Annotated in this window: 27 protein-coding genes and 2 tRNA genes; 14 read left to right on the plus strand and 15 right to left on the minus strand. The window is 55.2% G+C overall.

What is annotated here, in order from left to right:
• The first annotated feature begins 1 nt into the window (after window position 1).
• Entirely contained in the window at window positions 2-943 is a 942-nt protein-coding gene (locus NQ842_RS16160) for a PDR/VanB family oxidoreductase (protein WP_257256062.1), read from the plus strand.
• 59 nt (window positions 944-1,002) lie between these two features.
• Here NQ842_RS16160 and NQ842_RS16165 read toward each other — a convergent pair whose 3' ends face one another.
• The 4 genes from NQ842_RS16165 to NQ842_RS16180 are packed head-to-tail and all read right to left on the minus strand — an operon-like array spanning window position 1,003 to window position 5,920.
• Window positions 1,003-1,578, minus strand: a complete 576-nt coding sequence (locus NQ842_RS16165; protein ID WP_014831346.1) for a DJ-1/PfpI family protein — start codon at window positions 1,576-1,578, stop codon at window positions 1,003-1,005.
• Window positions 1,579-1,600: 22 nt separating this feature from the next.
• A complete protein-coding gene (locus tag NQ842_RS16170; protein ID WP_257256063.1) occupies window positions 1,601-2,791 on the minus strand; it encodes a glycoside hydrolase family 88 protein in 1,191 nt (396 codons plus the stop codon).
• A gap of 13 nt (window positions 2,792-2,804) precedes the next feature.
• Window positions 2,805-4,085, minus strand: a complete 1,281-nt coding sequence (locus tag NQ842_RS16175; RefSeq protein WP_014831344.1) for an oligosaccharide MFS transporter — start codon at window positions 4,083-4,085, stop codon at window positions 2,805-2,807.
• Window positions 4,082-5,920: a DUF2264 domain-containing protein gene (locus tag NQ842_RS16180; RefSeq protein WP_257256064.1), complete on the minus strand. Its 1,839-nt coding sequence runs from the start codon at window positions 5,918-5,920 to the stop codon at window positions 4,082-4,084. Before NQ842_RS16180 ends, NQ842_RS16175 begins: the two co-directional genes overlap by 4 nt.
• A 228-nt stretch (window positions 5,921-6,148) precedes the next feature.
• Between NQ842_RS16180 and NQ842_RS16185 the strand changes: the two genes are divergently transcribed.
• Complete coding sequence (locus NQ842_RS16185; RefSeq protein ID WP_257256065.1) at window positions 6,149-7,015, plus strand: AraC family transcriptional regulator; 867 nt, start codon at window positions 6,149-6,151, stop codon at window positions 7,013-7,015.
• Between the two features lie 54 nt (window positions 7,016-7,069).
• Here the strand turns inward: NQ842_RS16185 and NQ842_RS16190 are convergent.
• From NQ842_RS16190 to NQ842_RS16200, 3 genes are all read right to left on the minus strand, one after another.
• Window positions 7,070-7,157 (minus strand) — tRNA-Ser (locus tag NQ842_RS16190).
• Between the two features lie 133 nt (window positions 7,158-7,290).
• Window positions 7,291-7,378: transfer RNA gene (locus tag NQ842_RS16195), tRNA-Ser, on the minus strand.
• A gap of 144 nt (window positions 7,379-7,522) precedes the next feature.
• Entirely contained in the window at window positions 7,523-9,151 is a 1,629-nt protein-coding gene (locus NQ842_RS16200) for an ABC transporter substrate-binding protein (protein WP_046888180.1), read from the minus strand.
• 269 nt (window positions 9,152-9,420) lie between these two features.
• Between NQ842_RS16200 and yccA the strand changes: the two genes are divergently transcribed.
• Window positions 9,421-10,080 carry an FtsH protease modulator YccA gene (yccA, locus tag NQ842_RS16205; RefSeq protein ID WP_013097244.1) on the plus strand — a complete coding sequence of 220 codons (660 nt, stop codon included), beginning with the start codon at window positions 9,421-9,423 and terminating at the stop codon, window positions 10,078-10,080.
• An 87-nt stretch (window positions 10,081-10,167) separates the two neighbouring features.
• Window positions 10,168-10,497 (plus strand): sulfurtransferase TusE, encoded by a 330-nt coding sequence (tusE, locus tag NQ842_RS16210; protein ID WP_013097245.1) that lies wholly within the window; start codon window positions 10,168-10,170, stop codon window positions 10,495-10,497.
• Here the strand turns inward: tusE and yccX are convergent.
• From yccX to NQ842_RS16225, 3 genes are read right to left on the minus strand one after another with little or no spacing between them, the layout of a single operon-like run.
• The gene (yccX, locus tag NQ842_RS16215) at window positions 10,494-10,775 is read right to left on the minus strand and encodes an acylphosphatase (RefSeq protein ID WP_014831339.1); all 282 of its coding nucleotides are present in this window, start codon (window positions 10,773-10,775) and stop codon (window positions 10,494-10,496) included. The genes tusE and yccX overlap by 4 nt on opposite strands.
• Window positions 10,776-10,786: 11 nt before the next feature.
• On the minus strand, window positions 10,787-11,575 hold the full coding sequence (locus NQ842_RS16220; protein WP_047362258.1) for an AraC family transcriptional regulator: 789 nt from the start codon (window positions 11,573-11,575) through the stop codon (window positions 10,787-10,789).
• Window positions 11,576-11,585: 10 nt separating this feature from the next.
• Window positions 11,586-12,143 (minus strand): kinase inhibitor, encoded by a 558-nt coding sequence (locus NQ842_RS16225; protein WP_047362259.1) that lies wholly within the window; start codon window positions 12,141-12,143, stop codon window positions 11,586-11,588.
• 173 nt (window positions 12,144-12,316) lie between these two features.
• Here NQ842_RS16225 and rlmI point away from each other — a divergent pair, with 173 nt between their 5' ends.
• Both rlmI and hspQ read left to right on the plus strand, forming a co-directional pair.
• Window positions 12,317-13,507 (plus strand): 23S rRNA (cytosine(1962)-C(5))-methyltransferase RlmI, encoded by a 1,191-nt coding sequence (gene rlmI / locus NQ842_RS16230; protein ID WP_047362260.1) that lies wholly within the window; start codon window positions 12,317-12,319, stop codon window positions 13,505-13,507.
• Between the two features lie 60 nt (window positions 13,508-13,567).
• Window positions 13,568-13,885, plus strand: coding sequence for a heat shock protein HspQ (gene hspQ / locus NQ842_RS16235; protein WP_013097248.1), 318 nt, complete (start codon window positions 13,568-13,570; stop codon window positions 13,883-13,885).
• A gap of 33 nt (window positions 13,886-13,918) precedes the next feature.
• On the opposite strand, the gene NQ842_RS16240 is transcribed toward hspQ, so the two are convergent.
• On the minus strand, window positions 13,919-14,335 hold the full coding sequence (locus tag NQ842_RS16240; RefSeq protein WP_047362261.1) for a CoA-binding protein: 417 nt from the start codon (window positions 14,333-14,335) through the stop codon (window positions 13,919-13,921).
• 173 nt (window positions 14,336-14,508) lie between these two features.
• Between NQ842_RS16240 and NQ842_RS16245 the strand changes: the two genes are divergently transcribed.
• Together NQ842_RS16245 and mgsA are read left to right on the plus strand one after the other, a co-directional pair.
• Window positions 14,509-15,171, plus strand: a complete 663-nt coding sequence (locus NQ842_RS16245) for a DUF2057 family protein (protein WP_047362262.1) — start codon at window positions 14,509-14,511, stop codon at window positions 15,169-15,171.
• 80 nt (window positions 15,172-15,251) lie between these two features.
• On the plus strand, window positions 15,252-15,710 hold the full coding sequence (gene mgsA / locus NQ842_RS16250; RefSeq protein WP_014831320.1) for a methylglyoxal synthase: 459 nt from the start codon (window positions 15,252-15,254) through the stop codon (window positions 15,708-15,710).
• An 83-nt stretch (window positions 15,711-15,793) separates the two neighbouring features.
• On the opposite strand, the gene helD is transcribed toward mgsA, so the two are convergent.
• Window positions 15,794-17,848 (minus strand): DNA helicase IV, encoded by a 2,055-nt coding sequence (helD, locus tag NQ842_RS16255; protein ID WP_046888174.1) that lies wholly within the window; start codon window positions 17,846-17,848, stop codon window positions 15,794-15,796.
• 122 nt (window positions 17,849-17,970) lie between these two features.
• Between helD and NQ842_RS16260 the strand changes: the two genes are divergently transcribed.
• Both NQ842_RS16260 and yccS read left to right on the plus strand, forming a co-directional pair.
• Window positions 17,971-18,417 carry a YccF domain-containing protein gene (locus tag NQ842_RS16260; protein WP_014831318.1) on the plus strand — a complete coding sequence of 149 codons (447 nt, stop codon included), beginning with the start codon at window positions 17,971-17,973 and terminating at the stop codon, window positions 18,415-18,417.
• 19 nt (window positions 18,418-18,436) lie between these two features.
• Window positions 18,437-20,599: a YccS family putative transporter gene (gene yccS / locus NQ842_RS16265; protein WP_014831317.1), complete on the plus strand. Its 2,163-nt coding sequence runs from the start codon at window positions 18,437-18,439 to the stop codon at window positions 20,597-20,599.
• On the opposite strand, the gene NQ842_RS16270 is transcribed toward yccS, so the two are convergent.
• Window positions 20,556-21,182 (minus strand): TfoX/Sxy family DNA transformation protein, encoded by a 627-nt coding sequence (locus tag NQ842_RS16270; RefSeq protein WP_013097255.1) that lies wholly within the window; start codon window positions 21,180-21,182, stop codon window positions 20,556-20,558. The genes yccS and NQ842_RS16270 overlap by 44 nt on opposite strands.
• Window positions 21,183-21,399: 217 nt before the next feature.
• Between NQ842_RS16270 and sulA the strand changes: the two genes are divergently transcribed.
• Together sulA and ompA are read left to right on the plus strand one after the other, a co-directional pair.
• A complete protein-coding gene (gene sulA / locus NQ842_RS16275) occupies window positions 21,400-21,909 on the plus strand; it encodes an SOS-induced cell division inhibitor SulA (RefSeq protein ID WP_013097256.1) in 510 nt (169 codons plus the stop codon).
• A gap of 354 nt (window positions 21,910-22,263) precedes the next feature.
• The gene (gene ompA / locus NQ842_RS16280; RefSeq protein ID WP_014831316.1) at window positions 22,264-23,316 is read left to right on the plus strand and encodes a porin OmpA; all 1,053 of its coding nucleotides are present in this window, start codon (window positions 22,264-22,266) and stop codon (window positions 23,314-23,316) included.
• Window positions 23,317-23,380: 64 nt separating this feature from the next.
• Here the strand turns inward: ompA and matP are convergent, their stop codons facing one another.
• On the minus strand, window positions 23,381-23,833 hold the full coding sequence (gene matP / locus NQ842_RS16285; RefSeq protein ID WP_013097258.1) for a macrodomain Ter protein MatP: 453 nt from the start codon (window positions 23,831-23,833) through the stop codon (window positions 23,381-23,383).
• 186 nt (window positions 23,834-24,019) lie between these two features.
• Between matP and NQ842_RS16290 the strand changes: the two genes are divergently transcribed.
• Window positions 24,020-25,780, plus strand: coding sequence for a Lon protease family protein (locus tag NQ842_RS16290; protein WP_046888169.1), 1,761 nt, complete (start codon window positions 24,020-24,022; stop codon window positions 25,778-25,780).
• A gap of 68 nt (window positions 25,781-25,848) precedes the next feature.
• A complete protein-coding gene (fabA, locus tag NQ842_RS16295) occupies window positions 25,849-26,367 on the plus strand; it encodes a bifunctional 3-hydroxydecanoyl-ACP dehydratase/trans-2-decenoyl-ACP isomerase (protein ID WP_000227926.1) in 519 nt (172 codons plus the stop codon).
• Window positions 26,368-26,439: 72 nt separating this feature from the next.
• Here the strand turns inward: fabA and rmf are convergent, their stop codons facing one another.
• Entirely contained in the window at window positions 26,440-26,607 is a 168-nt protein-coding gene (gene rmf, locus NQ842_RS16300) for a ribosome modulation factor (RefSeq protein ID WP_013097261.1), read from the minus strand.
• Between the last annotated feature and the right edge of the window lie 116 nt (window positions 26,608-26,723).

Genomic DNA, 26,723 nt, shown 5'->3' on the forward strand with positions numbered 1-26,723 from the left:
TATGTTGAGCGTGATTGTTGACGGACTGTGGCGTCAGGGGAACAAGAGCCTCGCGGTCAGGCTGGTAGCAGAAAACGGTGAAGCGCTGCCAGAGTGGCAACCCGGCGCGCATATTGACGTGCACCTGCCCTGCGGGGTTATTCGCCAGTATTCCCTGACCGGCGGCTGCGAAAATGAGGGTTATCTGATCTGCGTGGGACGGGAAACCGCCTCGCGCGGCGGGTCACGCTATATTCATGAGACACTGCGTCCCGGTCAGAAGCTGCTGATCTCTGCGCCGCGCAATCTGTTTGCCCTGCAGGAGGCCGAACGGGTGTTGCTGCTGGCTGCGGGGATCGGGATTACGCCACTGTATGCGATGGCCCTGGCGCTGGAGGCAGCCGGAACCCCGTTCACCCTGCACTATTATGTCAGACAGGCTGAAAGCGCGGCTTTCGCCCGCGAACTGGCGCAGATTGAGCATGGTAATTGCGTTATTCATACCACCAGCCCGCGCACTCTGCTGGCAGAGCATATCCCGGTGGCTACGGCGGGGCTTCACGCCTGGGTCTGTGGCCCGGCAGGGTTTATGGAAAAAGTGCGTGACGTCGCCACGGCGAAGGGCTGGGATGAAGCCCATCTTCACAGCGAGGCGTTTCAGCCCGCAGCGCCTGTCAGTGGCGGAGAAGCCGGTGAGATCTTTACGGTCAAACTGGCCTCCACCGGGGAGCGCTGGCCAGTACCTGCAGATAAAACCATCGCCCAGGTGCTGCAGGAAAATGGCGTGGACGTCCCGTTGTCCTGCGAGATGGGGATCTGCGGTGCGTGTCTGACGCCGGTGGTTGACGGTGTGGTGGATCATCGGGATAGCGTGCAGTCGGAGGCGGAAAAAAGCGCGGCCGACCAGCAAGTGGCGCTGTGCTGCTCGCGGAGTCACTCCGGGGAGCTGGTGATTGGGCTGTAAAACGAAATAAATATCCTCCGGCATAGCCGGAGGTTTTCAGATGTGCCTGTAAGGCTCTGTTACCAGCCGCGTCCCGACTGCCACGCATAATCAATATGACTGGCCTGCTCGCGGGCCAGTGCTTCATCGCCCTGCAAGCGCGCCGCCAGGGTAAAGGCGAAATCGAACACCTTGCCCAGCCCGCGACCGCTTAGCAGATGGCCATCTTCCACCACGTCGGCATCGACGTACAGGCCATCGCTGACTGTTTTCCACACATCGCCGGAACAGACATAGCGGCGCCCCTTTAGCAGACCGTTGCCGCCCAGCACACGGGCAGCGGCGGAGCAAATCGGGCAGATATATTTGCCCGCTTCATCATGGCGGCGAACGAAGGCGATCGCCTCCGCGCTTTTCGCCAGGTTGACGCTGCCTTCCGGGCCGCCCGGTAACACCACCGCGTCAAAGGTCTGATCGAGGCTGGCTTTCAGGGTCCTATCCGCCACCATGGGGATAGCGTGGTAGCTCACCACTTCACGACTTTCACCGCAGGCAATCGTCTGCACCGTAATATTCAGGCGGCGCAGGATATCGATAGTGACGATCGCTTCCCCCTCTTCAAACCCGGGGGCTAATAACACGGCTACGCTTTTCATTTTGCTCTCCATGGCTTCAGGGTTACCAGTACGGGTACCAAACCTGTCGCAGCCGCGCCAGCAGCTCAAGATAGAAATAGTCCCCCCAGCTACAGCACTGATCGACGCCCTTGCCGCTGCCCATATGATAAACCGAGTGCTGCAGCAGCCCCTCAGTCGGGTCGTCGTCATGGGCCAGGTAATTGTCGGTCAGCGACAGCGCAATGCGCAGCGCCATCTCTTCATAATATGCACGGTTTGCGTCGAGCGTCGGCAGCGCCCTGACCAGCTCCAGCAAACCACAGGCGGCAATCGCCGCCGCTGAACTGTCGCGCACGGCGTCAGTACCGAGCAGCGCCAGATCCCAGTGGCAAACATCATCTTCCGGCAGTCGGTTGAGGAAGTAGTGCGCCAGGCTGCGTGACAACTCAACCATCTGCTTATCGCCAGTGTGCTGATAGCTCAGCAGGAAGCCGTAAATGCCCCACGCCTGGCCGCGCGACCAGCACGAGGTATCGCTGTAGCCCTGATGGGTGTTGCCAAAGCGCGGCTCACCCGTCTGCACATCCATATAGTAGGTGTGATAAGTCGAAGCATCTTCACGCACGATATAGTTCGCTGCCTGCCCGGCGTGAGCCGTTGCCGCTTGCGCGTAACGTGGGTCGCCGGTTTGCTCGCTGGCCCAGTACAGCAGCGGCAGATTCATATTGCAGTCGATGATCATTCGCCCCTGCTGTTCCGGGTCGTTTAAATCCCCCCATGCCTGAATGATGTTGGCCGTCGGGTTAAAACGCTGCATCAGGCGATCGGCAGCCAGCAGCGCCGACTGGCGAGCGGCTTCGTTGCCGGTGAGCCGCCAGGCACTGACGCAGGAGAGCGAATAGAGGAACCCGAGATCGTGCGTTGCGGTGTCAATACGCTGCTCAATACGCCGGGCGAACGAGGGTAAATAGCGCTCGGCGGCTTCGCGATAATGCGCTTTGCCGGTCATCTCCCACATCAGCCACAGCTGGCCCGGCCAAAAACTGGTTGTCCACTCCACGTTATCGGTACGCGGCCAGACCCCCTTCTCACAGGCTTCGCCGGGGAACTTATCGCCGAAGGCGACAATATTTTTGTCGAGCTTGCGCGCTACGCGGGTTAAGGCCGCTTCCAGCGTCTGGCTCAGTGCCAGCCGATCGACCTGATGCAGTTCGATCGGCCGCAGCGCTTCGGTGATAACAGATTTGGTCATAACAACTCCTGAATTAATGTTTGGCCGGTTCAACCGGGGCGGTGTCTAAAGCCGGAGCAAAAGGTCGTGAGGCATCGCGTTTCGACTGGCAGCGCGACAGCGTAAAAGCGGAAATCAGCGTAAATAGCAGGGCGCAGCAGCCCATCAGCAGATAGGTATGCTCGAAGCCTATCTTGTCGTACAGATAGCCAGCAGGTGGCGCGACCACAATCGAGCCGACGTAAATCATCGCCTGGTACCCCAGCAGGTACATCGTGGCGTTAACCCGACGATGGAAATGTTCGGCGATGTATTTGAAGACCGAAATCAGCAGCAGCGCGATCTCGACGCCGTAAAACGGTTTGATGATGGAGATAACAATCGGATCGCTGGTCAGGCCGGATGCGATCAGCCGTGCCCCTACCACGCAGCCGCAGAACAGCAGGCCGCGCTTAGCGCCGTAGTGGTTCACCAGCCACGGGATAAACATCATCATCACGAACTCCATCCCCGACTGGACGGTGCTCAGGTAGCCGTACCAGGCGTTGCCCTGCTCTTTGGTGGCGAAGAACGACACGAAGTAGCGCGGGAACTGCTGCTCGGCGATAAACATCATCCAGGCCACCCCGGCGACGTAAAGGCTGAACATCCAGAATTTACGGTTTTTCAGCAGCATCAGCACATCGGCAAAGACGATCTTATTAGCGGAAATGACGCTGTTGTTGCGCAGCTGCTCATCGCCAATTTTGAGGCTAATCAGCACCAGCAGCATCAGTACCGAGGTCCCGCTGCTGAGCAGAAAGTTGGCCAGCGGCGTGACGTTAAACAACAGCCCGGAGACCGAGGCCGCCATCGCCCAGCCCAGCGAACCCCACATTCTGATGCGGCCAAACTCCAGCCCGTACAGGCGGCTAAAGCGGTCGGCGTAGGATTCAGAAGCCGCCACCCCGGCGTACCAGCCCAGACTCAGATACAGCGCGCCGATGATAATCCCGGCCATCGCATGGCTTTGCAGCAGCGGTTGGTACACCAGCGAGAAAAACGGTGCCATCAGCGCTGAAATGGCGCAGACAAAATAGAGCAGCCACTTGCTCATGCCGATTTTATCCATGATGTAGCCGTACACTGGCTTCAGGACCACCGCGAAGACGCCATTAATGGCGAACACGCTGCCAATGGTGATGCTATCGAGGCCCACTTTCTGGCTCAGCCACAAGGCATACAGGCCAAAGCTGGATGACCAGGTGAAGAAGTAAAGAAAAATAAAGGTACTCATTTTGTACTGCGCAGCACGTACGGACGATGATGTGCTCATAGCGATGCCTCCGGGGCCAGAACGAGCATCGTTTCTTGTCGTGCCGTCACGAAGCGTACCGCGTCATCGCTTATGAAGGCCTGCGGGCAATGTTGCGGATCGAAGTCGGCGGCATTTCCCGCCCACACCGCGCTTATCAACAAATGGGTGCCGGGATCGAGCTCGTCACGCAGCACCGGCACCGCCGCGCGATCGGCGAACAACAGATTACTGTTTGGCGGCGTCACCACCGTCTCGCCGCGACGGGCATGCGGATGTAAAGCGAAAATCGCCGATACATCGCAGGCGTTGCGTAACCAGCAGCCGCCATCACTCTCCTGCATCTGCGGCAGTGGGCGGTTCGCCAGACTAAAGCCACCCTCCGCGCAATCGAGCGCGCGCCGGGTATTGATACGATGGACGCGCAGTTGCCAGTCACCCAACGCCAGCAGCCAACTGTCAATCACCACGTCGCGCCACGGCAGCCAGCGGCTGTAAATGGTGCCATCAGCGGTGACCACATGCTGGCATTCGCGGCGGCCGCGCCAGTAGTTATCCTTTTCAGCCAGCAGCAGCATCGAATCGGGGGCGGCGTGGTTCAGGCCGTAGCGTCCGCGTTCGAGGGTGAAGCCAAAGCGGGTGGAATAGGCAAACTTGCAGTATTTCGCTTCGGTATTTACGAAGTTGTTCAGCTCAAGCTGACCAGACGTCAGCATCCACAGGTGATCGGCCTGATGCACTATCACTTGATCCGCGTGGACTATCGTGTGTTGCGCGGGCAGCGGCGGCAGCGGCAGTTCGGCCGACTGCCAGAAGGCATCGCCCTCATCTAACGCCAGTACCAGAAGGGTCTTCAGGCCCCAGTACGGCGAACCCGGCGCGTTGTAGTCTTCCGCCATCGCCAGATTCGGGTAGCTGTAACCGACGCTCAGCACGCCGTCGCGATCGAATATCGGCTGCGTCAGCCACCAGCGCAGATGGCGCAGAACGATGCCCTTCATCACGCCAGGCGAAAACACCTCCAGGCCAGCAAAGGCCGCCGCACTCCAGAACGCAGCCTCGGCAAAGCGGTAGGTCAGGCTACGGCCAAACGGGATCGCCGCGCCGTCTTCGGCAAAGAAATGGATGAAGTCAGAGGAGAAACGTGCGGCCCGGTGACGCAGCGTTGCACTACGCCTTGGATCGACATCGGCCATTAACTTCGCGTAAATCAGGCCATAGAAATGGAAGCCCATCGAGATGTAGTAGTCGCGCGGCCGGCCCGGGCCATCGGAGTACCAGCCATCGCCGAGATAGTAGTGCTCCATGGCCGCAAAATTTTCTTCCAGCGCCTGCGGGTTGGTTGGCATGCCGCAATAATGGAAGCCGACCTGCACCAGAATCGGAAAGAAGTGCCAGTTGTTATCGGGGATGTCCTGGGTCTCGCACTGCTTTAACCAGCGCCATAAATTCGCTTTCTCCGTCTCAGTGAAGTGTGCCAGCACGGTTTCGCCCGCCAGCGCCAGCAGCAGCCCGTAGGCCGCCATTTCGACGATTCGCTGATCGTAAGGTGCGACGTCGCCCCAGTAATCAGCGTGCTGCGGATTGGTGCCGTTTTTTATCGCCTGTAAATAGAACGAGAAATGTTGCGGCTCACTGCCGCCAGCCAACAACGGCGTCACGCCCCACAGCAGGCGGGAAAACGTTTCCATGCTCGCGACCTGCTGGCCGTAATGCGCGGTAAAGTTCGCTAAATCAATGCGGCTGGCGTCGTTTTTAAACCAGGGCGCCACCGCGTTCAGCATGTCATTGACCAGCCGCAGCACCTCTTCCCGGCTTGTCAGTGGATTATCCAGATTGATGTTTTCAGGTTGCACAGGGTCCTCCCGCATAACACGAGGGTAAAGATAAGTTATTGTTATTAGGCTTTTTCAAGCCACGCGTGCGACGTCTGGATGAAGGGTAACTGCTTTTATTCAGGGTGCTGAGTGAGCAGACTCACAAAATTAAACCGCCATTTCATTTTCGCTGGATTTTGTCCTCCACGAGGGGGATAAATTACAACTGATGGCCTAAAAATTTAAATCTGTTGTCCTGGAGGTCAAATGGGTGAAACGCAACTGCTGGAACGCATCACGCTCGATCGGCAGGCCATTTCATTTAACCGCATGTTCAGCACCAGCGCGATTTACTACCACTGGCATCAGTGCGTTGAATTGCTCTATATTTCCAGCGGCTACGGCATCGTGGTGGTGGATAATCAGCACTACACCGCGCGTCCGGGGCGATTATTTATCTTCCCACCCTTCCGTTTGCATAAAGTGCAGGTCGATCATAGCGATAAAAACCCCTATCACCGCACCACCATGCACATTGAGCAATCGGTCGTCGAGAGTGCGCTCAGCGCCTTCCCGCGTCATCAGGCCCGGTTCGCCGCGCTGGCCGCCAGCAATCTGCCGGCGCAAATTTACGATCTCAGCAACCACGCAGCGTTTATCGAAAGGATCCTTGAGCAGTTTCAGTGTCTGGAGGGTAACGAGCAGACCGCGGCCTGCGAGGTGGCGTTTCTGGTGATGCAGCTCATGACGTTTCTGCCCGAGCAGCCGCAGCGCTTCCCGCCGCGCCAGCAGACCATCGCCTCGCGGATTATGAGCTGGGTCGAAGCCCACTATGCCAGCAAGTTTTCGCTCGACCAGCTAGCCCAGGACATGGGGCTTTCGCGCAGCTATACCTCGCGAATTTTCCGCCAGCAGACCGGCGGGAGCATTCACGAATATTTACTGACCCGGCGGATAAAGAGCAGCTGCGATCTGTTACGGTACAGCGATGAGAGTATTGATGCCATTGCGCTGGCCGTCGGGTTTAGCGAGGTGACCTATTTCATTACCTGCTTTAAAAAGATGATGCGTCAGACACCGCTGCAGTATCGACGCAGTATCCTGAGTACCAGAACGTCCTGTTCCTGTATTTGACTGTCATTAGCGCATAAAAAAACCCAGGTCGCATAACGACCTGGGTTTCGTATTTGGCGGAAGCGTAGAGATTCGAACTCTAGAACCCTTTCGGGTCGCCGGTTTTCAAGACCGGTGCCTTCAACCGCTCGGCCACGCTTCCAAAGTGAGGCGCACTATAAACATCTATTAGCACCTTGTAAAGCAGGAATTTTTCTATTTTTGCGCGGATGCGTTTACCCGTGCCTCAGATGGCAAAAAACCCTGCGATATTGCTATCGCAGGGTTTTCGAATTTGGCGGAAGCGTAGAGATTCGAACTCTAGAACCCTTTCGGGTCGCCGGTTTTCAAGACCGGTGCCTTCAACCGCTCGGCCACGCTTCCTAAGTGAGGCGAACTATAAACACCTCACCGCACGCTGTAAAGAGCACGCGCATTCGTTCGCTTTAAAAATAGCCAAATTATGTTTAATCGGTTGAATAGACAACATATTGGCCATTTTCCCAGCATAAGATTCAGCGATTACGCTTAGTGCTTTTTGATGTACATATCTTTCGTGTAGTAGTACCCGAGCTTATCCGGCGTAAAACCACCGACCCACGGTTTTACCAGGTGCGTACGAACGTAGTGATACACCGGGATCGCCGGCACATCGCGCCCCAGCAGATCTTCCGCCTGCTGGTAGAACTTGCCGCGCTCGGCCGTGGTTTTGGCTTTTGCAGCGTTAACCAACGCCTGGTCATACTCCGGATTGCTGTACTGGCTGGTGTTTTCGCTGTCACCGGTGCGGAAATTGTTCAGGAAAGTGGCGGCGTCGTCGTAGTCCGCAATCCAGGCGTAGCGCACCGCGTCAAAGTTATGGGTGTGCATGGTATCGAGCATCGTTTTCCACTCCTGGTTTTGCAGCTTCGCCTCGACACCCAGATTTTTCTTCCACATCGAGCTGGCGGCAATCGCGATACGCTGGTGCGTTTCAGAGGTGTTGTACAGCAGATTAAAACTCAGCGGGTGGCTGGCGTTGTATCCCGCCTCTTCGAGCAATCTCTTCGCCTCGGCAAGTCGTTTTTCCCTCGGCCAGCTGGCGTAATCCGGGTTCTGTAGTTTGACCCCACCAATATCCGGCTGGCTGATGAGCCACGCCGGACGCTGTCCCTGCCCCATCACTTTATCTGCGATGATATCTTTATCGAGCGCCATATTGAGCGCCTTACGCACGCGGGGATCGTTGAACGGCGCGCGGGTGGTATTAAATTCGTAATAGTAGGTGGCAAGCTGAGGGGAGACATCCAGCTGGCTACCCAGCGTTTTCTTAAGCAGGGCGAACTGGTTGACTGGCACCGTGTAAACAATATCGATTTCACCCGCTTTGTAACGGTTCACATCTGCGGCCTCGGAGGTGATCGGCAGATACGTCACCTTGTTGATCACGGTATGGTCATTATCCCAGTAACGCGGGTTACGCTCCGCCACTATGCGTTCGTTGACCACCCACTGGGACAGCTTATAAGCCCCACTGGTAACGATATGTTCAGGCTTGGTCCACTTGTCGCCAAAGCGGCCAATCAGCACTTTGTCCACCGGCACCAGCGACGGGTGCGCCAGCATTGCCAGGAATGCCGCATTTGGCTGAGTCAATGTCACTTCCAGCGTGGTGTCGTTAATCGCTTTCACGCCCAGCGTATCGGGGGCTTTTTTCCCCTGCGCAATATCCGCACCATTCACAATGTGCATGTTGCCTGGATAGCTGGCATACGGTGAAGCGGTTTTAGGATCAACCAGACGCTGCCAGCTCCAGACCACGTCTTCCGCGGTGATGGCCGTGCCGTCGCTCCAGGTGATACCCGGACGCAAATGGAACGTCCAGACGGTGTTGTCCTTGTTCTCCCATTTTTCCGCCAGCCGTGGCTGAATGTCCCCCGCCGGGGACACACTGACCAGCCCATCGAATAAATCGCTGATAATATTGAATTCGACATCGCTTTCGACTTTATGTGGGTCGAGCGAAGCGGGCTCATTACCGTTGTTCCTGACCAGTTCCTGTTTATCGGCCAGCTGCGTTCCTGCCGGCACGTTAGCCGCCCAGGTTCCCGTGCTGGCGCACAGGATCCCGGCGGCTAATAAAGAGAGTGTAAAATGAGTGCGTGTTTGTGGTTTCATTTCCTTCGCCTTATTGTCTGTTTTGTGACGATCCGGAAATAACTCTTAGCGGCCTTATGGTAATAAGGCAATATTTTTCAGTAACCTATAAGAGCTTGATCTGATTAATTGCGCCAAACCGCTGTTCATACTGATGAAACGTCTTTCTGCAGAAGAAATAACCAGCTCCGGCGCTAACCTGCTGAGTAAAGATGGGTAAAACCACTTTGAGACTGGCGCGCCGTTTCCTATTCTTTCCGTTAATTACATCTGTCATAAGAGAGTGACTCATGGATCGTATAATTACTTCCTCACGCGACCGCACATCGCTACTCAGCACCCACAAGGTGCTGCGCAATACCTATTTCATGCTCAGCCTGACGCTGGCGTTTTCGGCGATCACCGCCACCGCCAGCACCGTGCTGATGCTGCCGTCTCCGGGGCTGATCCTGACGCTGGTGGGGATGTACGGTCTGATGTTCCTGACCTACAAAACCGCTGACAAACCGGTCGGTATTCTTTCCGCGTTCGCCTTTACCGGCTTCCTGGGTTACATCCTGGGGCCAATCCTGAACGCGTATCTGTCTGCCGGCATGGGTGATGTGATCGGTATGGCGCTGGGCGGCACCGCACTGGTGTTCTTCTGCTGCTCCGCCTACGTGCTGACCACCCGCAAGGACATGTCCTTCCTCGGCGGTATGCTGATGGCAGGTATCGTGGTGGTGCTGATTGGTATGGTGGCTAACATCTTCCTGCAGCTGCCTGCCCTGCACCTGGCGATTAGCGCGGTGTTTATCCTGCTGTCATCCGGCGCGATCCTGTATGAAACCAGCAACATCATTCACGGCGGTGAGACCAACTACATCCGCGCCACCGTGAGCCTGTATGTGTCGCTGTACAACATCTTTGTCAGCCTGCTGAGCATCCTGGGCTTTGCCAGTCGGGATTAAGCCAGAGTGCTGTGAACCGAGCCCCGCTTATGCGGGGCTTTGTTTTTTGGTACACTGCGGCGGTTTTGGACTGATGCGTGAATGACTATGTTGAGCTTTGAAGGTAAAGAGATCGAAACCGACAACGACGGTTATCTGAAAGACAGCCACCAGTGGAGCGAGGCGCTGGCGGAAGTGATTGCTGAAAAAGAGGCGATCGCGCTCTCCCCCGAGCACTGGGAAGTGGTGCGCTTTGTGCGCGAGTTTTATCTTGAATTCAACACCTCTCCAGCCATCCGGATGCTGGTTAAAGCCATGGCCAATAAGTTCGGTGAAGAGAAAGGCAACAGCCGCTATCTGTATCGTCTGTTCCCGAAGGGCCCGGCCAAACAGGCTACCAAAATTGCCGGCCTGCCAAAACCGGTGAAGTGCATTTAGTAGCGAATACCGAAGTTAACGTATTCCCGGCCGGGTTGGTGCGGTTCCGTTAAGACCTTATCAACCCGGGCACTGCGCGGCCCGCCCGCTTTCAGCCACGCTATCAGTTTTTCAACCTGCTCTGCCTCGCCACAGGCGACCACCTCAACGCTGCCGTCATCCATGTTTCGCGCGTATCCCGTTAGCCCAAGCTCAATCGCTTCGCGCTGGGTGCTGTAGCGGAACCCGACGCCCTGAACAACGCCGTGGACCCAGGCAATGGTGCAGATTTTTGACATTTTTCTTCTCCTTAACGTAACGTTTTCGGTAAACAGCCATAGTGTTGCCGGAAACGGGCGGTGAAACGAGAGCTGGAAAGATAACCACATTGTAATGCGATTTCGCCAATCGGTAATCGGGTCGACTGCAGCTGTGACAGCGCCACGGCCATCCTCACCTCCTCCACGATCTGGCGAAACCCTTGTGACTCCTCGCGTAAGCGTCTGCGCAACGTCGGCACGCTTAAGGCCAGACGGCTGGCGACGTCCTGCGCCGTCCAGTCTCTGGCAGGCGACAGCATAATGAACTGACGCACCTGCTCGGTCAGGTTACTGTTTCGCTCAACAAGCAGCGGACCGGCCACACCATCATGCAGCAATGCCAGCAACAGACCGAAAGCCTGATGTTTTTGTAGCGCCTCCGGTAAATCCTGACGCACGGCGTGCAGCAGGTTATCCCACATAAACGCCAGCCCCTCGCTCAGCGGGGCGCAGAGCGAATGCAGCGTCGTGCGCGGCCAGGATTTCAGGTAATGCGCTTTAAACTCGGAGACAATTTCCGGCGATAACATCAGTAAGTCCGAGTGAAACAGACCGTTCGCAGGCTGATTGATAATCTCCATCGCCGTATTGGCCGGGATAATAATCAGCTCATCCCGGGTGGCCACCAGGCGGTTATCGTCCTGAACAATCACCTTACTGCCGTGCGTGATATGACATATGGCCGGAAAAAAGAGTTTAACCTGGTGCAGGCGATGCATTTTGCTGGCACTCACTTCACCCGCGGTCAACTGTTTATGTCGAAAATGAAACTCCTGCACCGGGTCATCCTTATCTGCTGTAGGTTGCAGTTAACTGGGCTTTTTCCAGAACGTGACTGTTGATCATAAAACCGACCAGTGCGCCACTGGCGTTCATGTCGAGGGGCAATTTTTCTACGTTCAACGCCCAGACGGTAATCTGATAACGGTGGGGTTTGTCTCCCGCAGGTGGACATGCGCCGCCGAATCCAGAATAACCGAAATCATTACGCCCCTGCACAGCGCCAGCAGGTAATTTTTCACCATTTGGGTTACCGGCATCAGCAGGCAGCGTCGTGGTATCCGCAGGGATATTGGCTACCGTCCAGTGCCACCAGCCGCTGCCGGTGGGGGCATCCGGGTCATACACCGTGATCGCAAAACTTTTCGTACCCACTGGCGGATTTTTCCATGCCAGTTGCGGAGACTGATTACCCCCGTGGCAGCCGAATCCCTCGAATACCTGCTGTTGCGTTAAATGGCGCTCACCCGAAATATCCTGGCTGGTCATACTGAAAGGCGTCGCGGCTAAAACCTGAAAACTTATCGCCGCCAGAGCGGCTGTTGTGATTACATTGCGCTTTTTCATGGGATTTCCTTTGCTGAACCGGAAGCCCTACTCTAAAGCCTGCTGCAATGTCGTAATGTGCCTGAACGATTTGATTTTGTGCCGAAACGCTCAATGCCATCCGCAGATGATTGCGCCTTGCTGAATGTGCTACTCTACGCGCCATTTCCCTGAAATCGACAGAACAGCAAATTATGAGTGTACGTTTAGTGTTAGCCAAAGGGCGCGAGAAGTCATTACTGCGCCGTCATCCCTGGGTCTTTTCTGGCGCGGTTGCACGTCAGGAAGGCAAAGCCAGTCTCGGTGAAACCATTGATATCGTTGACCATCAGGGTAAATGGTTAGCACGAGGCGCTTACTCCCCAGCCTCCCAGATCCGCGCGCGCGTCTGGACCTTCGACAAAGATGAAACCATCGACATCGACTTCTTCATCCGTCGTTTGCAGCAGGCGCAGCAGTGGCGCGACTGGCTGGCAAAACGTGATGGTCTTGACAGCTACCGCCTGATTGCCGGGGAGTCCGACGGTCTGCCGGGTGTGACCATTGACCGCTTCGGTAATTTCCTGGTGCTTCAACTGTTGAGTGCTGGCGCAGAATATCAGCGTGCGGCGCTGATCAGCGCCCTGCAGTCACTGTTCCCGGAGTGCGCCATCTATGACCGCAGCGATGTGGCGGTGCGTAAAAAAGAGGGCATGGAACTGACCCAGGGCCCGGTGACCGGCGAACTGCCGCCTGCCCTGTTGCCTATCGAAGAGCACGGCATGAAGCTGCTGGTGGATATTCAGGGAGGTCATAAAACGGGCTATTACCTCGACCAGCGCGACAGCCGTCTGGCCACGCGTCAGTACGTTGCCGACAAACGCGTGCTCAACTGCTTCTCTTACACCGGCGGCTTTGCGGTATCGGCCCTGATGGGCGGATGTGCGCAGGTGGTCAGCGTGGATACCTCGCAAGAAGCGCTGGATGTGGCGAAACAGAACGTTGAGCTGAACAAGCTGGATCTGAGCAAAGCCGAATTTATTCGCGACGACGTCTTCAAACTGCTGCGCAAATATCGCGACCAGGGCGAGAAGTTTGACGTTATCGTGATGGATCCGCCTAAGTTTGTGGAGAACAAAAGCCAGCTGATGGGCGCCTGCCGCGGCTATAAAGATATCAATATGCTGGCCATTCAGCTGCTGAACCCAGGCGGCGTGCTGCTCACCTTCTCCTGTTCAGGACTGATGACCACCGATTTATTCCAAAAAATCATCGCCGATGCCGCAATAGATGCTGGTCGTGATGTACAATTTATAGAGCAGTTCCGTCAGGCAGCCGATCACCCGGTGATCGCTACCTACCCGGAAGGGCTGTATCTGAAAGGGTTTGCCTGTCGCGTCATGTAACTTGAAAAGAGAAATATTGCCCGCACATACAGTGTAAGTAGTGTTTCCCGGGAGGTGACTATGATTGCCAGCAAATTCGGTATCGGCCAGCAGGTCCGCCACACTTTGCTCGGGTATTTGGGTGTGGTCGTGGATATCGACCCGGAGTATTCCCTTGATGAACCGTCGGCGGATGAGCTGGCGGTGAACGCAGAGCTTCGCGCCGCACCCTGGTACCATGTGGTGATGGAAGGTGACGATGGACAACCCGTCCATACCTATCTTGCTGAGGCGCAGCTAAGCAGTGAACTGCAGGATGAGCATCCGGAGCAACCCACGATGGATGAACTGGCTCAGACTATCCGCAAACAGCTACAGGCTCCGCGCCTGCGGAACTAAGCGTGTAAAAAAAGCCCGATAACGGGCTTTTTTTTATGACTTTGTCAGCCCCAGCCGGGGGATTTCGATCGCCGGACAGCGATCCATGACGACGTTCAACCCCGCATCCCGCGCCAGCACGGCGGCCTGTTCGTTAATCACACCCAACTGCATCCACAGGGTTTTCGCTCCGATGGCGATGGCCTCCTGCGCCACTCCCCATGCTGCCTCGGAATTGCGGAAGACATCCACCATATCCACCTTTTCCGGTACGTCGTTCAGCGTGGCGTATCCAGGCTGGCCCAGTAAGGTTTTACCGGCCACTTTCGGTGACACAGGGATGACGTGGTAGCCCTGATCGAGAAGGTACTTCATCACCCGATAGCTTGGACGATCCGGTTTATCGCTCGCCCCCACCAGCGCAATGGTGCATGTGGACGTCAAAATCTCGGCAATATCATTCTCTTTCATGCTCATCCTCCTGGCTTTTTAACAAGTGTATGTCAAAGCGCACATCTCAACCATCCATCCCATACAGATGCATGAGGGCAAAAGACCATAATATGTCTATATGTTAGTAAACATGATTATCGACAAATTTAGATACATTATTGCGGTAAACGTATTATCGACAGGAGCCCCCTATGAAAACCGGCATTGCCACTGCTGTGATCGCGTTAGTGATGCCGGTTTGCGTCTTTGCAACCACGCTTCGGCTCTCTCCCGATATCGATCTGCTGGTGCTGGACGGGAAAAAAGTCTCCAGTTCGTTATTACGCGGCGCTGACAGCATTGAGCTGGATAACGGCCCTCACCAGGTGGTGTTTAGGGTGGAGAAAACCATCCGACTCGCTAACCATGAACAACGGATGTACCTCTCTCCCCCGCTGATTGTCAGCTTTAACACCCGGCAGGTCAGCCAGGTGAACTTTAATTTGCCGCGTCTGGAAACGGAGAAAGAGTCTGCGACGTTTGACGCCTCGCCGCGTGTGGAACTGGTGGATGGAGAGGCCATGCCGATCCCGGTGAAGCTGGATATTCTGGCACTGACCTCATCACCGAAGGGCAATGATTATGAGGCCGCAACTCAGGCCTATAACAAAGCGGGTAAACGCGCCTCGCTGCCCCAGTTTGCCACCATGATGGCTGACGACAGCACGCTGTTGTCCGGCGTATCAGAACTGGATGTGATTCCCCCTCAATCCCAGACGCTGACGGAACAACGGCTGAAATTCTGGTTCCAGCAGGCCGATCAGGATACGCGAGCCCGTTTTTTACAGTGGGTGAAGCAACAACCTTCGTCGTGAGCCACATTTTTTTCGCCTTTCTCTTGCAGCCTCAGGCGGTTCCCGTCATCGTGTAGCCAGTTAACCTGATGGATATGATTATGGAACTGACAACACGCACGCTACCGGAACGCAAACACATTGCTCTGGTTGCGCACGATCACTGTAAACAAATGCTGCTTAACTGGGTTCGCCGCCATCAGTCCTTGCTGGAAAAGCACGCCCTCTCGGCGACGGGCACCACCGGTAACCTGATCCACCGTGAAACAGGCCTGGAAGTGAATGCCATGCTGAGCGGCCCGATGGGCGGCGATCAGCAGGTAGGCGCACAGATTTCTGAGGGGAAAATTGATGTTCTGATTTTCTTCTGGGATCCGCTGAATGCGGTCCCGCATGACCCGGACGTGAAAGCGCTGCTGCGCCTCGCCACCGTCTGGAATATTCCGGTGGCGACAAACCTGTCGACGGCGGATTTCATCATTGAATCACCGCAGTTTAACTCGCCGGTTGAGATCCTGATCCCGGATTATCAGCGTTATCTTTCCGACAGACTGAAGTAGCGTTATGCCCGGCGGCGCTACGCTTGCACGGGACGGCGTGTTTTGCAGGCCGGGTCAGGCGAAGCCGCCACCCGGCAATCCCGCTACGGCTTGCGCGCCACCGGCACATCAATACTCTTCAGAATATCGACAAACACTGACGGCTCCTCTTTGTTGAACAGCAGCCACACGCGATGACGCGCGCGGGTGATCGCCACGTACAGCAATCGCCGCTCTTCGGCGTCCGGGAAATCTTCCGGTACCGGCAGTAAGGCTTCCTCCATCACCGACTCACGGGCAGGCGCGGGGAATCCATCGCTCCCCTCTTTCAGCCCGACCACAATGACATAGTCGGCCTGCTGGCCTTTACTTGCGTGGATGGTCATAAAATCAAGCTGCAGCTTCGGCCAGCGAGTCGCCGCTTTCTCCAGCGCCGCCGGTTTAAGATGGTGATAACGCGCCAGCACCAGAATACGTTCATCAGGCTTTGCGTAACCGCTGAGTTTGTCCAGCAGCGGCTCAAGCTGGTCATCCGCCAGCAGGGTCACAGCTTTTTTATCTCCCGCTCTCAGACTGTTGAGCGGCTTGGCCAACTGATGGGGGTTCTGCTGGATAAAGCGGTTAGCGATTTCACCAATTCGGGAGTTGAAGCGGTAAGTCGTGTCCAGATCGCTACGATCGCCTTCGCCAAAATAGTGATGGAACGCGGTGGTCAATGAAAGCTGCGCGCCGCTAAAGCGGTAGATGGCCTGCCAGTCATCCCCGACGGCAAACAGAGAGGTATGTTTATTTTGTGCCCGTAATGCCGAAAGCAGTGCAGCACGCTGCGGGGAGATATCCTGGAACTCATCCACCAGAATATGTTTCCACGGGCTGACAAAACGCCCCTTCTCCAGAATGATGATGGCCTGATGGATAAGACCTGAGAAATCAACGGCGTTTTCCTCCTTCAGCGCCGTTTTCCAGGCTTTCAACAGCGGGGCCATCAGCTTGACCCGCTTTGAAAACAGGGCGCGAACAGACTCCGGCGCGCTTTCAATCATCTCCGCCTGCGATCCGCCATGCATCCGCATCAGACTCACCCAGCGGTCAAGACGCGAGCCGAGCCGACGCGCCAGCTTTTCATCCTGCCAGAAGCTGCCTTCAGGCACCTCCCAGTTGAGCTCCTCTTCCAGCCACTGCCGCCACCCTTTCGCCTGTGCTTTTTTCTCGCTGCACTGCTGGCGCCACGTTTTAATAAACAGGGCCTGACGCGCCTGGGTGTCGTTTTCCAGTTTACTGATGGACGGGACTTTTTTGCTGCCCTGCTGAATGATGTGCAGCGCAAGGGCATGGAAGGTTCGCGCGGTGATATCCCGGGTGTGTAGCCGTTCCTGAATGCGTTCGTCCATCTCCTGCGCCGCCTTGCGACCAAACGCCAGCAGCAGGATCTGATCGGCGACGGCCTCACCCGTTGTCAGCAACCACCCCGCCCGCGCAACCAGCACGGACGTTTTACCGCTCCCGGCACCCGCAAGCACCAGCAGCGATTGTTCGCCGTTAACCACGGCGCGAGCCTGAGCAGGATTCAGCGGTGAAGACTCCACTGTGCTGAAGAAATCGGCGTAGCGGGTGAGCATTTCGTCAGTCCACGCCTGATTATGCGCCAGCCGGCTCTTGTCTGCGTCGCTCAGCCAGGCCTGACACTGGCGCCAGGCGTCACGACAATTGTCGAATTCATTAAGGCGCGTCACCGGTAACGGTAGCGCCGTGAGCGCCTGCCTGATCTTTTGTTGCAGCCCGGCGGTCTGCTGACGGGTCAGCCACGTTTGTTGGGCATGACTCTGCGCAATATCATTCAGCACCTGCTGCAGGACTTGCGCGGCAATCACGCTCATATCGTGACTCCACTGCTGCCAGAGCTGGTTCAGATGATGATGAAAACGCTGGGTTTCGCCCCACTCCGTGCCATGAAGACGCACGACTTTATCGGCAGGCAACACAAATTCCAGTTCACCCCATACCAGCCCGCGCTTGCAGTGGATGGCCAGGAGCTGATTGAACGGAATAAGGTATTCGTGGCGTTCCCCGGAGACTTTCACTCCCGCGTTGAGGAGGACAACCTTGTCGTACGGGTGTTGCGCCAGGCGTTTGCCCATTGAAGTTGCTTTCAGTTCCATATCCAGCCGGATCCACGAAGAGATAATTGCCTGATAGTTTAACTGCCAGTTTTAAGGTGCTCCAGCCTAAAAAAACGTTACAATCATTGGGCGTTAATTTTATCGAAAGGAAGTGAGGGTTTATGCGTACCGTTCTGAATGTGTTGAATTTTGTGCTGGGCGGTTTTGCCACCACCCTTTCCTGGCTTTTTGCCACTCTGGTGAGCATCGTCCTGATTTTTACGCTTCCCCTGACCCGCTCCTGCTGGGAAATCACCAAACTCTCCTTTATCCCTTACGGGAATGAAGCCGTTCACGTCGACGAACTGAACCCGGAGAGCAAAAGCGCACTGATGAACACGGGTGGAACCGTGCTGAACATCCTGTGGCTGATTTTCTTCGGCTGGTGGCTGTGTGTGATGCATATTTTTGCCGGCATAGCCCAGTGCATCACGATCATTGGTATTCCGGTGGGGATCGCGAACTTTAAGATCGCCGCCATCGCTCTGTGGCCTGTCGGGCGCAGGGTTGTTCCGGTCGAAGTGGCCCAGGCGGCGCGTGAAGCGAATGCACGTCGTCGTTTTCAGTGATTAAGGACTGGCCGCGTCTATGCTAAGCCCACTGCTTCGCCGTTACACCTGGAACAGCTCCTGGCTCTATAACGTCAGGATTTTTATCGCACTTTGCGGCACGGTTGCCCTGCCGTGGTGGCTGAACGATGTCAAGCTCACCATTCCGCTCACGCTGGGGGTGGTTGCGGGGGCGCTGGCGGATCTGGACGATCGCCTTGCCGGGCGTCTGCGTAATCTGGTTATTACTCTCGTCTGCTTTTTTATTGCCTCCGCGTCCGTGGAGTTGCTGTTCCCGTGGCCGTGGCTGTTCGCTTTAGGCCTTACGCTTTCCACCAGCGGGTTTATTTTGCTGGGTGGGCTGGGACAGCGCTATGCCACCATCGCGTTTGGCGCCCTGCTGATTGCCATTTACACCATGCTGGGCGTTTCCCTTTACGACCAATGGTACCAGCAACCTGTTCTGCTGTTGCTGGGGGCCATCTGGTATAACCTGCTGACGTTAACCGGTCATCTGATCTTCCCGGTACGCCCTCTGCAGGATAATCTTGCCCGCAGCTACGAGCAGTTGGCCCACTACCTTGAGCTAAAATCCCGGTTGTTCGACCCGGATATCGAAGAGGAGAGCCAGGCGCCGCTCTACGACCTGGCACTGGCAAACGGCCAGCTGGTCGCCACGCTTAACCAGACCAAAGCCTCGCTGCTCACTCGCCTGCGGGGCGACCGGGGACAGCGAGGGACACGCAGAACGCTGCACTATTACTTTGCTGCCCAGGATATTCATGAACGCGCCAGCTCGTCGCATGTGCAGTATGCCGCCCTGCGTGAGAAGTTCCGCTACAGCGACGTCATGTTCCGCTTCCAGCGCCTGCTGTCCATGCAGTCCCAGGCGTGCCAGCAGCTGGCACGCTCCATTCTGCTGCGTACGCCCTATCAACACGATCCGCGCTTTGAGCGCGTTTTCAGCCATCTCGATGCGGCCATTGACCGCGTGCGAGCCAGCGGTACATCGCCGGAGCATATAAAAGCGTTGGGATTTCTGCTCAATAACCTGCGGGCGATTGATGCTCAGCTGGCAACCATTGAATCTGAGCAGGCAATGGCGCTGCCGGGTAATGAGGCGGACAGCCAGCTTGCGGATGACAGCGTGCACAGTTTCAGCGATATGTGGCTCCGGCTAAGCCGCAACTTTACGCCGGAATCTGCCCTGTTTCGCCATGCGGTACGCATGTCGCTGGTGCTGTGCGTGGGCTACGCCTTTATTCAGATCACCGGTTTACACCATGGATACTGGATCCTGCTGACCAGTCTGTTCGTCTGCCAGCCGAACTATAACGCCACCCGACACCGGCTTGCGCTGCGTATTATCGGCACGCTGGTGGGGGTCGCAATCGGGCTACCGGTGCTCTATTTCGTCCCCTCGGTGGAGGGCCAGCTGATCCTGATCGTGATCACCGGGGTGCTGTTCTTCGCCTTTCGTAACGTGCAGTACGCCCACGCGACGATGTTCATCACCCTGCTGGTGCTACTCTGCTTTAACCTGCTGGGTGAAGGGTTTGAAGTTGCCCTGCCCCGCGTGATCGATACGCTGCTCGGCTGTGCCATCGCCTGGGCGGCAGTGAGTTTTATCTGGCCGGACTGGCGTTTTCGTAATTTGCCGCGCGTCCTGGACAGGGCAATGAATGCCAACTGCCGGTACCTGGATGCCATTCTTGAACAGTATCACCAGGGACGCGATAACCGTCTGGCTTACCGCATTGCCCGACGCGATGCGCATAACAGCGATGCTGAACTGGCTTCCGTAGTCTCTAATATGTCAACGGAGCCGCGCGCCACGGCAGAAATTCGTGAAACGGCTTTCCGCCTGCTGTGCCTGAACCATACCTTCACCAGCTATATCTCTACGCTCGGTGCCCACCGCGAAAAACTGACAAACCCGGGTATCCTTGCCTTGCTGGATGATGCTGTCTGCTATGTCGATGATGCGCTACACCACCGCCCAGCCGATCAACCGCGTGTCCAGCAGGCACTGGATGAACTGGCTCAACGGATTGCGCATCTTGACCCAGGAAACGACAGCAAAGCGCCGCTGGTTCTCCAGCAGATTGGTCTGCTTATCGCTCTGCTGCCAGAAATTTGCCGACTGCAACAGCAAATCGCTACCTGGAGGAGCGATTCTCCTGTGGCTCAGGCAGCGCATTAAACCACTCCGTCAGCTCCCGGCGAATCTCCGCCGGGAGTGCCGCTTCATGCAGGCCCTCAATAGCCCCTTCCAGGGCAAACAGTACTTTAATACTGAGCGCTTTATTTTTTGCCCGCAGCTTTAGCCAGCTCGTTCTGGCTCCCAGCGACCGGAGGGTATCTTCGTTGGTAATCCCGGCTTCACAGAGCAGGACTTCCAGCTGAAAAGTCAGGTTGGGCAGATCCTTAAGCCGGTTTCGCTGGTAGCGCTGTATGCGCTCTTTACGCGCGGCATTAAGCGCGTAAGAGGAAAGCTGAAGCAACCGCTCCCGGTCCTGCCAGAGTCCGTCATCCACACGATAGTAGTTAAGCAGGATCGGACGGCCGCGTTTCATTAAGGTCAAAAAGGAGGATCCGTTTTTGACACAGTACTTTGCACTTTCCTCACAGGCGCGAAGGTAAAGCTCACCGTCTGACACCATGGCAAACACCGCTTCATCGACGGCCAGGGTATAGCCACCAAAAAGCGCACGATGATGAATTTCTCCTAATGGAGAGAGGTATTCCTGGGATTTATAAATCCGTTCATAAGATATCTTTTTCATGATATTTCCATTAAAAATCAGATATTAACGACGACATTTCTTACTAACGGATCCGTTAACAGGAAAATAGGCAACTTATTGCCGATGAGCAAGATGATTTTTTCAGGTTCGCCAGGAATGAATGAATTTTGCGAGTCGCTTTCCGAAATTGAGGTTGATCTTTATGCATACAGGGGTTACTGTATATTCATACAGTAACTACAGGGCTGGAATGATTATGTACACTTCAGGCTATGCAAATCGCTCAACATCTTTCTCTTCTACCGCTGGCGATGTCGCACAGAACGCCGTCGGGCGTGTTTCGACAGGGCTTATCAGTGAAGTGGTTTATCGTGAAGACCAGCCCCTGTTGACCCAACTTCTGTTACTGCCGCTATTGCAGCAGCTTGGTCAGCAATCGCGCTGGCAGCTCTGGCTAACGCCGCAGCAGAAACTGAGCCGGGAATGGGTTCAGTCTGCAGGCCTGCCGCTGACGAAAGTCATGCAAATTAATCAGCTCTCTCCCTGCGATACGGTTGAGTCGATGATCCGGGCATTACGTACAGGAAATTACAGCGTGGTGATTGGATGGTTATCAGACGAATTGACGGAGCAGGAACATTTTCGTCTCACCGAAGCGGCAGAAGAAGGCAATGCGATCGGCTTTATCATGCGCCCGGTTCGCCAGGATTCTTACCGCAGAGGACAACTTTCTGGGCTAAAAATTCACTCAAATTTGTATCACTGAGCAAATTTAAGAGTTTTCCTGGAATTTTTTTCGACCTCAAGATGCGCTTTTAGTTCCATGGTCCAAAACGGCGGCAAGGCTTGTCTGGTGCGGTTCTTCTTAATTTTATTGCACAAATTTCGTTCAGAAATTGTTAAATAATCGGTATACGGAACTTTTTTTTTCATATGCCTGACGGACTTCACACTTGTAAGTTTTCAGCTACGTTGTAGACTTTACATCGCCAGGGGTGCTCGGCCTAAGCCGAAGATATCGGTAGATTTATATTTGACCACGCCCCCCGGTGAAGGATTTAACCGTGATTCTCGATTGAGATTTTCATGGCGAATTTTGGATGATAACGAGGCGCAAAAAATGAAAAAGACAGCTATCGCGATTGCAGTGGCACTGGCTGGCTTCGCTACCGTAGCGCAGGCCGCTCCGAAAGATAATACCTGGTATGCAGGTGGTAAACTGGGCTGGTCTCAGTTCCACGACACCGGCTGGTACAACAGCGCAAACAACAATGATGGCCCTACTCACGAGAGCCAGCTTGGTGCAGGTGCGTTCGGTGGCTATCAGGTTAACCCGTATGTTGGCTTTGAAATGGGTTACGACTGGTTAGGTCGTATGCCTTACAAAGGCAACGAAACCAATGGCGCTTTCAAAGCTCAGGGCGTTCAGCTGACTGCTAAACTGGGTTACCCAGTAACTGACGATCTGGACGTGTACACCCGTCTGGGCGGCATGGTATGGCGCGCTGACTCCAGCAACAGCAACGCTGGCGACGACCATGACACCGGTGTTTCCCCAGTATTCGCTGGTGGCGTTGAGTGGGCTATGACCCGTGACATCGCTACCCGTCTGGAATACCAGTGGGTTAACAACATCGGTGACGGTGCTACCGTTGGTGTTCGTCCAGACAACGGCATGCTGAGCGTAGGTGTTTCCTACCGTTTCGGCCAGCAGGAAGATGCGCCAGTCGTAGCTCCAGCACCGGCTCCAGCTCCAGAAGTACAGACCAAGCACTTCACTCTGAAGTCTGACGTTCTGTTCAACTTCAACAAAGCGACCCTGAAACCAGAAGGTCAGCAGGCACTGGATCAGCTGTACACCCAGCTGAGCAACCTGGATCCTAAAGACGGTTCTGTAGTGGTTCTGGGCTTCACCGACCGTATCGGTTCTGACGCTTACAACCAGAAACTGTCTGAGAAACGTGCTCAGTCTGTTGTTGATTACCTGATCTCTAAAGGTATCCCAGCTAACAAGATCTCCCCACGTGGTATGGGCGAATCTAACCCAGTTACTGGCAACACCTGTGACAACGTTAAAGCTCGCGCTGCTCTGATCGACTGCCTGGCACCAGATCGTCGCGTAGAGATCGAAGTTAAAGGCGTTAAAGACGTAGTAACTCAGCCAGCGGCTTAAGTTATCGTCTTATAAAAAAACCCCGCAATGCGGGGTTTTTTATTATCTGAAGAAACTGAAAACGTTATTTTTTGCCCAGCAGCGCCTGAAGATCGTTCTTCAGCGTGGACATCTGGTTGGCGTATTTCTCTTTATGCTCGGCATCTTCAATCAACTGCACCACCGTTTCTGACAACGTTTTCCCCCGCCGTTGCGCAAGCCCTGCCAGACGCTGCCAGACCATGAATTCCAGGTCGATGGATTTTTTGCGGGTGTGCTGGTGCTCAGCATTAAAATGCCGTTTTCGTCGCGCGCGGATAGTTTGCTTCATCCGGTTCAACAGTGCCGGATTGATATGTTTCTCGATCCAGCCATTCACCTGTACCGGTTCATTTTCGAGGGTCAGCAAAATATCCACGGCCTCTTGTGCGGCGCTGGCTTCGATGTAGCAGGTAATCAGCTCCCCTTCTCGGTGCTTTTTGACCAGGTACTTCCATTTCCAGCCGCTTTCGAGATTTTCCAGTTGTTGATATTTCATTGCGATCTCAGTGTTACCACGTAACTCTGTTCAGAATATCAGTTTTTTAGCAATCTGCTGAAAAGAAATCATATCCTGTGAAGCATTGCAGGCGATTCGCTTCCCGAAAACCCCAATCCTGCTTGGGTACAGCCCCCCGCTTACGGTATACTCCACGCTTTTACATCTGACTAAAAAACATCAACTTTGACCATTACGAAACTTGCATGGCGTGACCTTGTTCCGGATACCGAAAGTTACCAGGAATTGTTTGCACAGCCAGACCTCGCACAAGAACACGAATTCATACTTAGCGATACACAACCGCGTTTGCATTACGCGCTGGAGCAGGTGTTAAGCCCATGGGCGACATCACCCTTCATGCTGCTCAAAGCCCCGGAAGAAGCCGAGTATTTGACGCTTCTGGGTGATGCCATGCGCCAGCTACGACCGGAAGCAAATGTTGTTTTCGGCGGCCAGTATCGTATTTCAGGACATGATGTCACTTTCGAACCCGCAGAACAGGCTGATGGCCGTTTTGCGGCAAAGGGCGAAGTGGTTACCGCTAACTGGGTCGAGGCTGAACAACTCTTTGGTTGCCTTCGCCAGTTCAATGGTGAGATATCGCTGCAGCCTGGGCTGGTACACCGCGCGAATGGTGGCGTACTGATCATTTCCCTGCGTACTTTGCTCTCCCAGCCGCTGTTGTGGATGCGTCTGAAGACAATCGTCAGTCAGCAACGCTTTGACTGGGTCGGCTACGACGAGTCTCGTCCTCTGCCGGTCTCTGTCCCCTCCATGCCGCTGTCGTTGACCGTGGTACTGACGGGTGACCGTGAATCGCTGGCTGATTTCCAGGAAATGGAGCCAGAACTGGCGGCACAGGCGGTGTACAGCGAGTACGAAGACAACATCCAGATTGCTGATGCCGATGACATGGCTCAGTGGTGCCAGTGGGTGATGGCCATTGCAGCCCGTTTTACCCTGCCGACGCCTGCTGCTGACGCGTGGCCTGGACTTATCCGCGAAGCGGTTCGTTATACCGGTGATCAGGAGACGTTGCCGCTTTGTCCGCTCTGGATCAGCAAACAGCTGCGTGAAGTGGGCGTTATCAGCGGGAACGGCGTCTTTACCGGGGAACAACTCGCTCAGATGCTTGCCCAGCGAGAGTGGCGGGAAGGTTATCTTGCCGACCGTATGCAGGATGAAATTCTGCTGGAGCAGATTCTGGTCGAGACCGAAGGCGAGCGCATCGGACAGATCAATGCCCTGTCGGTGATTGAATTTCCCGGACATCCGCGTGCGTTTGGCGAGCCTTCACGCATCAGCTGCGTCGTCCACATTGGCGACGGCGAGTTTACCGACATTGAACGCAAAGCTGAGCTTGGCGGAAATATCCACGCCAAAGGCATGATGATCATGCAGGCGTTCCTGATGTCAGAGCTGCAGCTAGAGCAACAAATCCCCTTCTCTGCCTCGCTGACGTTTGAGCAATCCTACAGCGAAGTGGATGGTGATAGCGCCTCTATGGCCGAGCTGTGTGCCTTAATCAGCGCCCTGGCGGACGTCCCCATCAATCAAAATATCGCCATTACCGGTTCAGTCGATCAATTTGGTCGCGCCCAGCCTGTAGGTGGTCTGAATGAAAAGATTGAGGGCTTCTTCTCTATTTGTCAGCAACGCGGGTTAAACGGCAAACAAGGGGTGATTATTCCGGCTCCCAACGCACGCCATTTGAGCCTCAGTCAGGCACTTCTGGATGCGGTGGAGCAGGAACAATTCACCCTCTGGGCCATCGAAGGGATTGAGGATGCACTACCCTTACTGACAAACCTGGTATGGGATGGGGAGGGGCAAACGACCCTGATGCAGACTATCCAGGAGCGCATTGCCCAGGCGACACAGCAAGATGCTCGTCATCGTTATCCGTGGCCGTTACGCTGGTTGGGTTGGTTTAGTCCGAACTGATCGGACTTGTTCAGCGTACACGTGTTAGCTATCCTGCGTCCTTCACTAAAATAAGGCTTACTGAGAACATGGTAGATAAACGCGAATCCTATACAAAAGAAGATCTTCTTGCCTCTGGTCGCGGTGAACTGTTTGGTGCGAAAGGCCCACAGTTACCGGCCCCGAACATGCTGATGATGGACCGTGTCGTGAAAATGACCGAAACCGGCGGCAACTTCGATAAGGGTTACGTAGAAGCAGAACTCGATATCAATCCTGACCTGTGGTTCTTCGGTTGCCACTTCATTGGCGATCCGGTAATGCCTGGCTGCCTGGGTCTGGACGCTATGTGGCAGCTGGTTGGCTTCTATCTGGGCTGGCTTGGCGGCGAAGGTAAAGGTCGTGCGCTGGGCGTGGGTGAAGTGAAATTCACAGGTCAGGTTCTGCCAACGGCGAAGAAAGTGACCTACCGTATTCACTTCAAGCGCATTGTTAACCGCCGCCTGATTATGGGCCTGGCGGATGGCGAAGTGCTGGTAGACGGTCGTCTGATCTATACCGCCAACGATCTGAAAGTGGGTCTGTTCCAGGACACTTCTGCTTTCTAATCGCTGCTTTTCGCGGCTCCAGAAAGGCGAAACCTCCGCATTGCGGAGGTTTCTGTTTTTAAAGAGACGTTATCAGGCAATGAGTGCCCTGTCGCCGATGGCTTCTCGCCAGCCTCCCAGCCATTGTGACCTTTGATTTATCGTCTGATAAGGACACATTTCTTTAGAACGTCCAGCGATGCCGGCCTGATAACCACGTTGATGAGCCCGTTCCAGGCGATCTCGTTTCTGTCTCTTCATGCCTCGTTTCCCTCATTCTTTTGTCTGGTGGAAAGAAAACAGTGGCTGCACAATACGTGCAGGCACAGATAACGAATACCCCGAATTAGTCGTAGCGTCAACGTTCAAAATTCATA

The sequence above is a fragment of the Enterobacter cloacae complex sp. R_G8 genome (genome assembly GCF_024599795.1).
GTDB classification, from domain to species: Bacteria; Pseudomonadota; Gammaproteobacteria; order Enterobacterales; family Enterobacteriaceae; genus Enterobacter; species Enterobacter dissolvens.

Excerpts from the sequence above, each read along its gene's own strand:
- yccS (WP_014831317.1), top strand. The coding sequence starts at position 18,437 with ATGCTAAGCCCACTGCTTCGCCGTTACACCTGGAACAGCTCCTGGCTC.
- NQ842_RS16170 (WP_257256063.1), bottom strand. The coding sequence starts at position 2,791 with ATGACCAAATCTGTTATCACCGAAGCGCTGCGGCCGATCGAACTGCAT.
- mgsA (WP_014831320.1), top strand. The coding sequence starts at position 15,252 with ATGGAACTGACAACACGCACGCTACCGGAACGCAAACACATTGCTCTG.
- hspQ (WP_013097248.1), top strand. The coding sequence starts at position 13,568 with ATGATTGCCAGCAAATTCGGTATCGGCCAGCAGGTCCGCCACACTTTG.
- NQ842_RS16185 (WP_257256065.1), top strand. The coding sequence starts at position 6,149 with ATGGGTGAAACGCAACTGCTGGAACGCATCACGCTCGATCGGCAGGCC.
- NQ842_RS16270 (WP_013097255.1), bottom strand. The coding sequence starts at position 21,182 with ATGAAAAAGATATCTTATGAACGGATTTATAAATCCCAGGAATACCTC.
- fabA (WP_000227926.1), top strand. The coding sequence starts at position 25,849 with ATGGTAGATAAACGCGAATCCTATACAAAAGAAGATCTTCTTGCCTCT.
- NQ842_RS16225 (WP_047362259.1), bottom strand. The coding sequence starts at position 12,143 with ATGAAAAAGCGCAATGTAATCACAACAGCCGCTCTGGCGGCGATAAGT.
- NQ842_RS16245 (WP_047362262.1), top strand. The coding sequence starts at position 14,509 with ATGAAAACCGGCATTGCCACTGCTGTGATCGCGTTAGTGATGCCGGTT.
- NQ842_RS16200 (WP_046888180.1), bottom strand. The coding sequence starts at position 9,151 with ATGAAACCACAAACACGCACTCATTTTACACTCTCTTTATTAGCCGCC.
- NQ842_RS16260 (WP_014831318.1), top strand. The coding sequence starts at position 17,971 with ATGCGTACCGTTCTGAATGTGTTGAATTTTGTGCTGGGCGGTTTTGCC.
- matP (WP_013097258.1), bottom strand. The coding sequence starts at position 23,833 with ATGAAATATCAACAACTGGAAAATCTCGAAAGCGGCTGGAAATGGAAG.
- NQ842_RS16165 (WP_014831346.1), bottom strand. The coding sequence starts at position 1,578 with ATGAAAAGCGTAGCCGTGTTATTAGCCCCCGGGTTTGAAGAGGGGGAA.
- rlmI (WP_047362260.1), top strand. The coding sequence starts at position 12,317 with ATGAGTGTACGTTTAGTGTTAGCCAAAGGGCGCGAGAAGTCATTACTG.
- helD (WP_046888174.1), bottom strand. The coding sequence starts at position 17,848 with ATGGAACTGAAAGCAACTTCAATGGGCAAACGCCTGGCGCAACACCCG.
- rmf (WP_013097261.1), bottom strand. The coding sequence starts at position 26,607 with ATGAAGAGACAGAAACGAGATCGCCTGGAACGGGCTCATCAACGTGGT.
- tusE (WP_013097245.1), top strand. The coding sequence starts at position 10,168 with ATGTTGAGCTTTGAAGGTAAAGAGATCGAAACCGACAACGACGGTTAT.
- NQ842_RS16160 (WP_257256062.1), top strand. The coding sequence starts at position 2 with ATGTTGAGCGTGATTGTTGACGGACTGTGGCGTCAGGGGAACAAGAGC.
- yccA (WP_013097244.1), top strand. The coding sequence starts at position 9,421 with ATGGATCGTATAATTACTTCCTCACGCGACCGCACATCGCTACTCAGC.
- sulA (WP_013097256.1), top strand. The coding sequence starts at position 21,400 with ATGTACACTTCAGGCTATGCAAATCGCTCAACATCTTTCTCTTCTACC.
- NQ842_RS16175 (WP_014831344.1), bottom strand. The coding sequence starts at position 4,085 with ATGAGCACATCATCGTCCGTACGTGCTGCGCAGTACAAAATGAGTACC.
- yccX (WP_014831339.1), bottom strand. The coding sequence starts at position 10,775 with ATGTCAAAAATCTGCACCATTGCCTGGGTCCACGGCGTTGTTCAGGGC.
- NQ842_RS16240 (WP_047362261.1), bottom strand. The coding sequence starts at position 14,335 with ATGAAAGAGAATGATATTGCCGAGATTTTGACGTCCACATGCACCATT.
- ompA (WP_014831316.1), top strand. The coding sequence starts at position 22,264 with ATGAAAAAGACAGCTATCGCGATTGCAGTGGCACTGGCTGGCTTCGCT.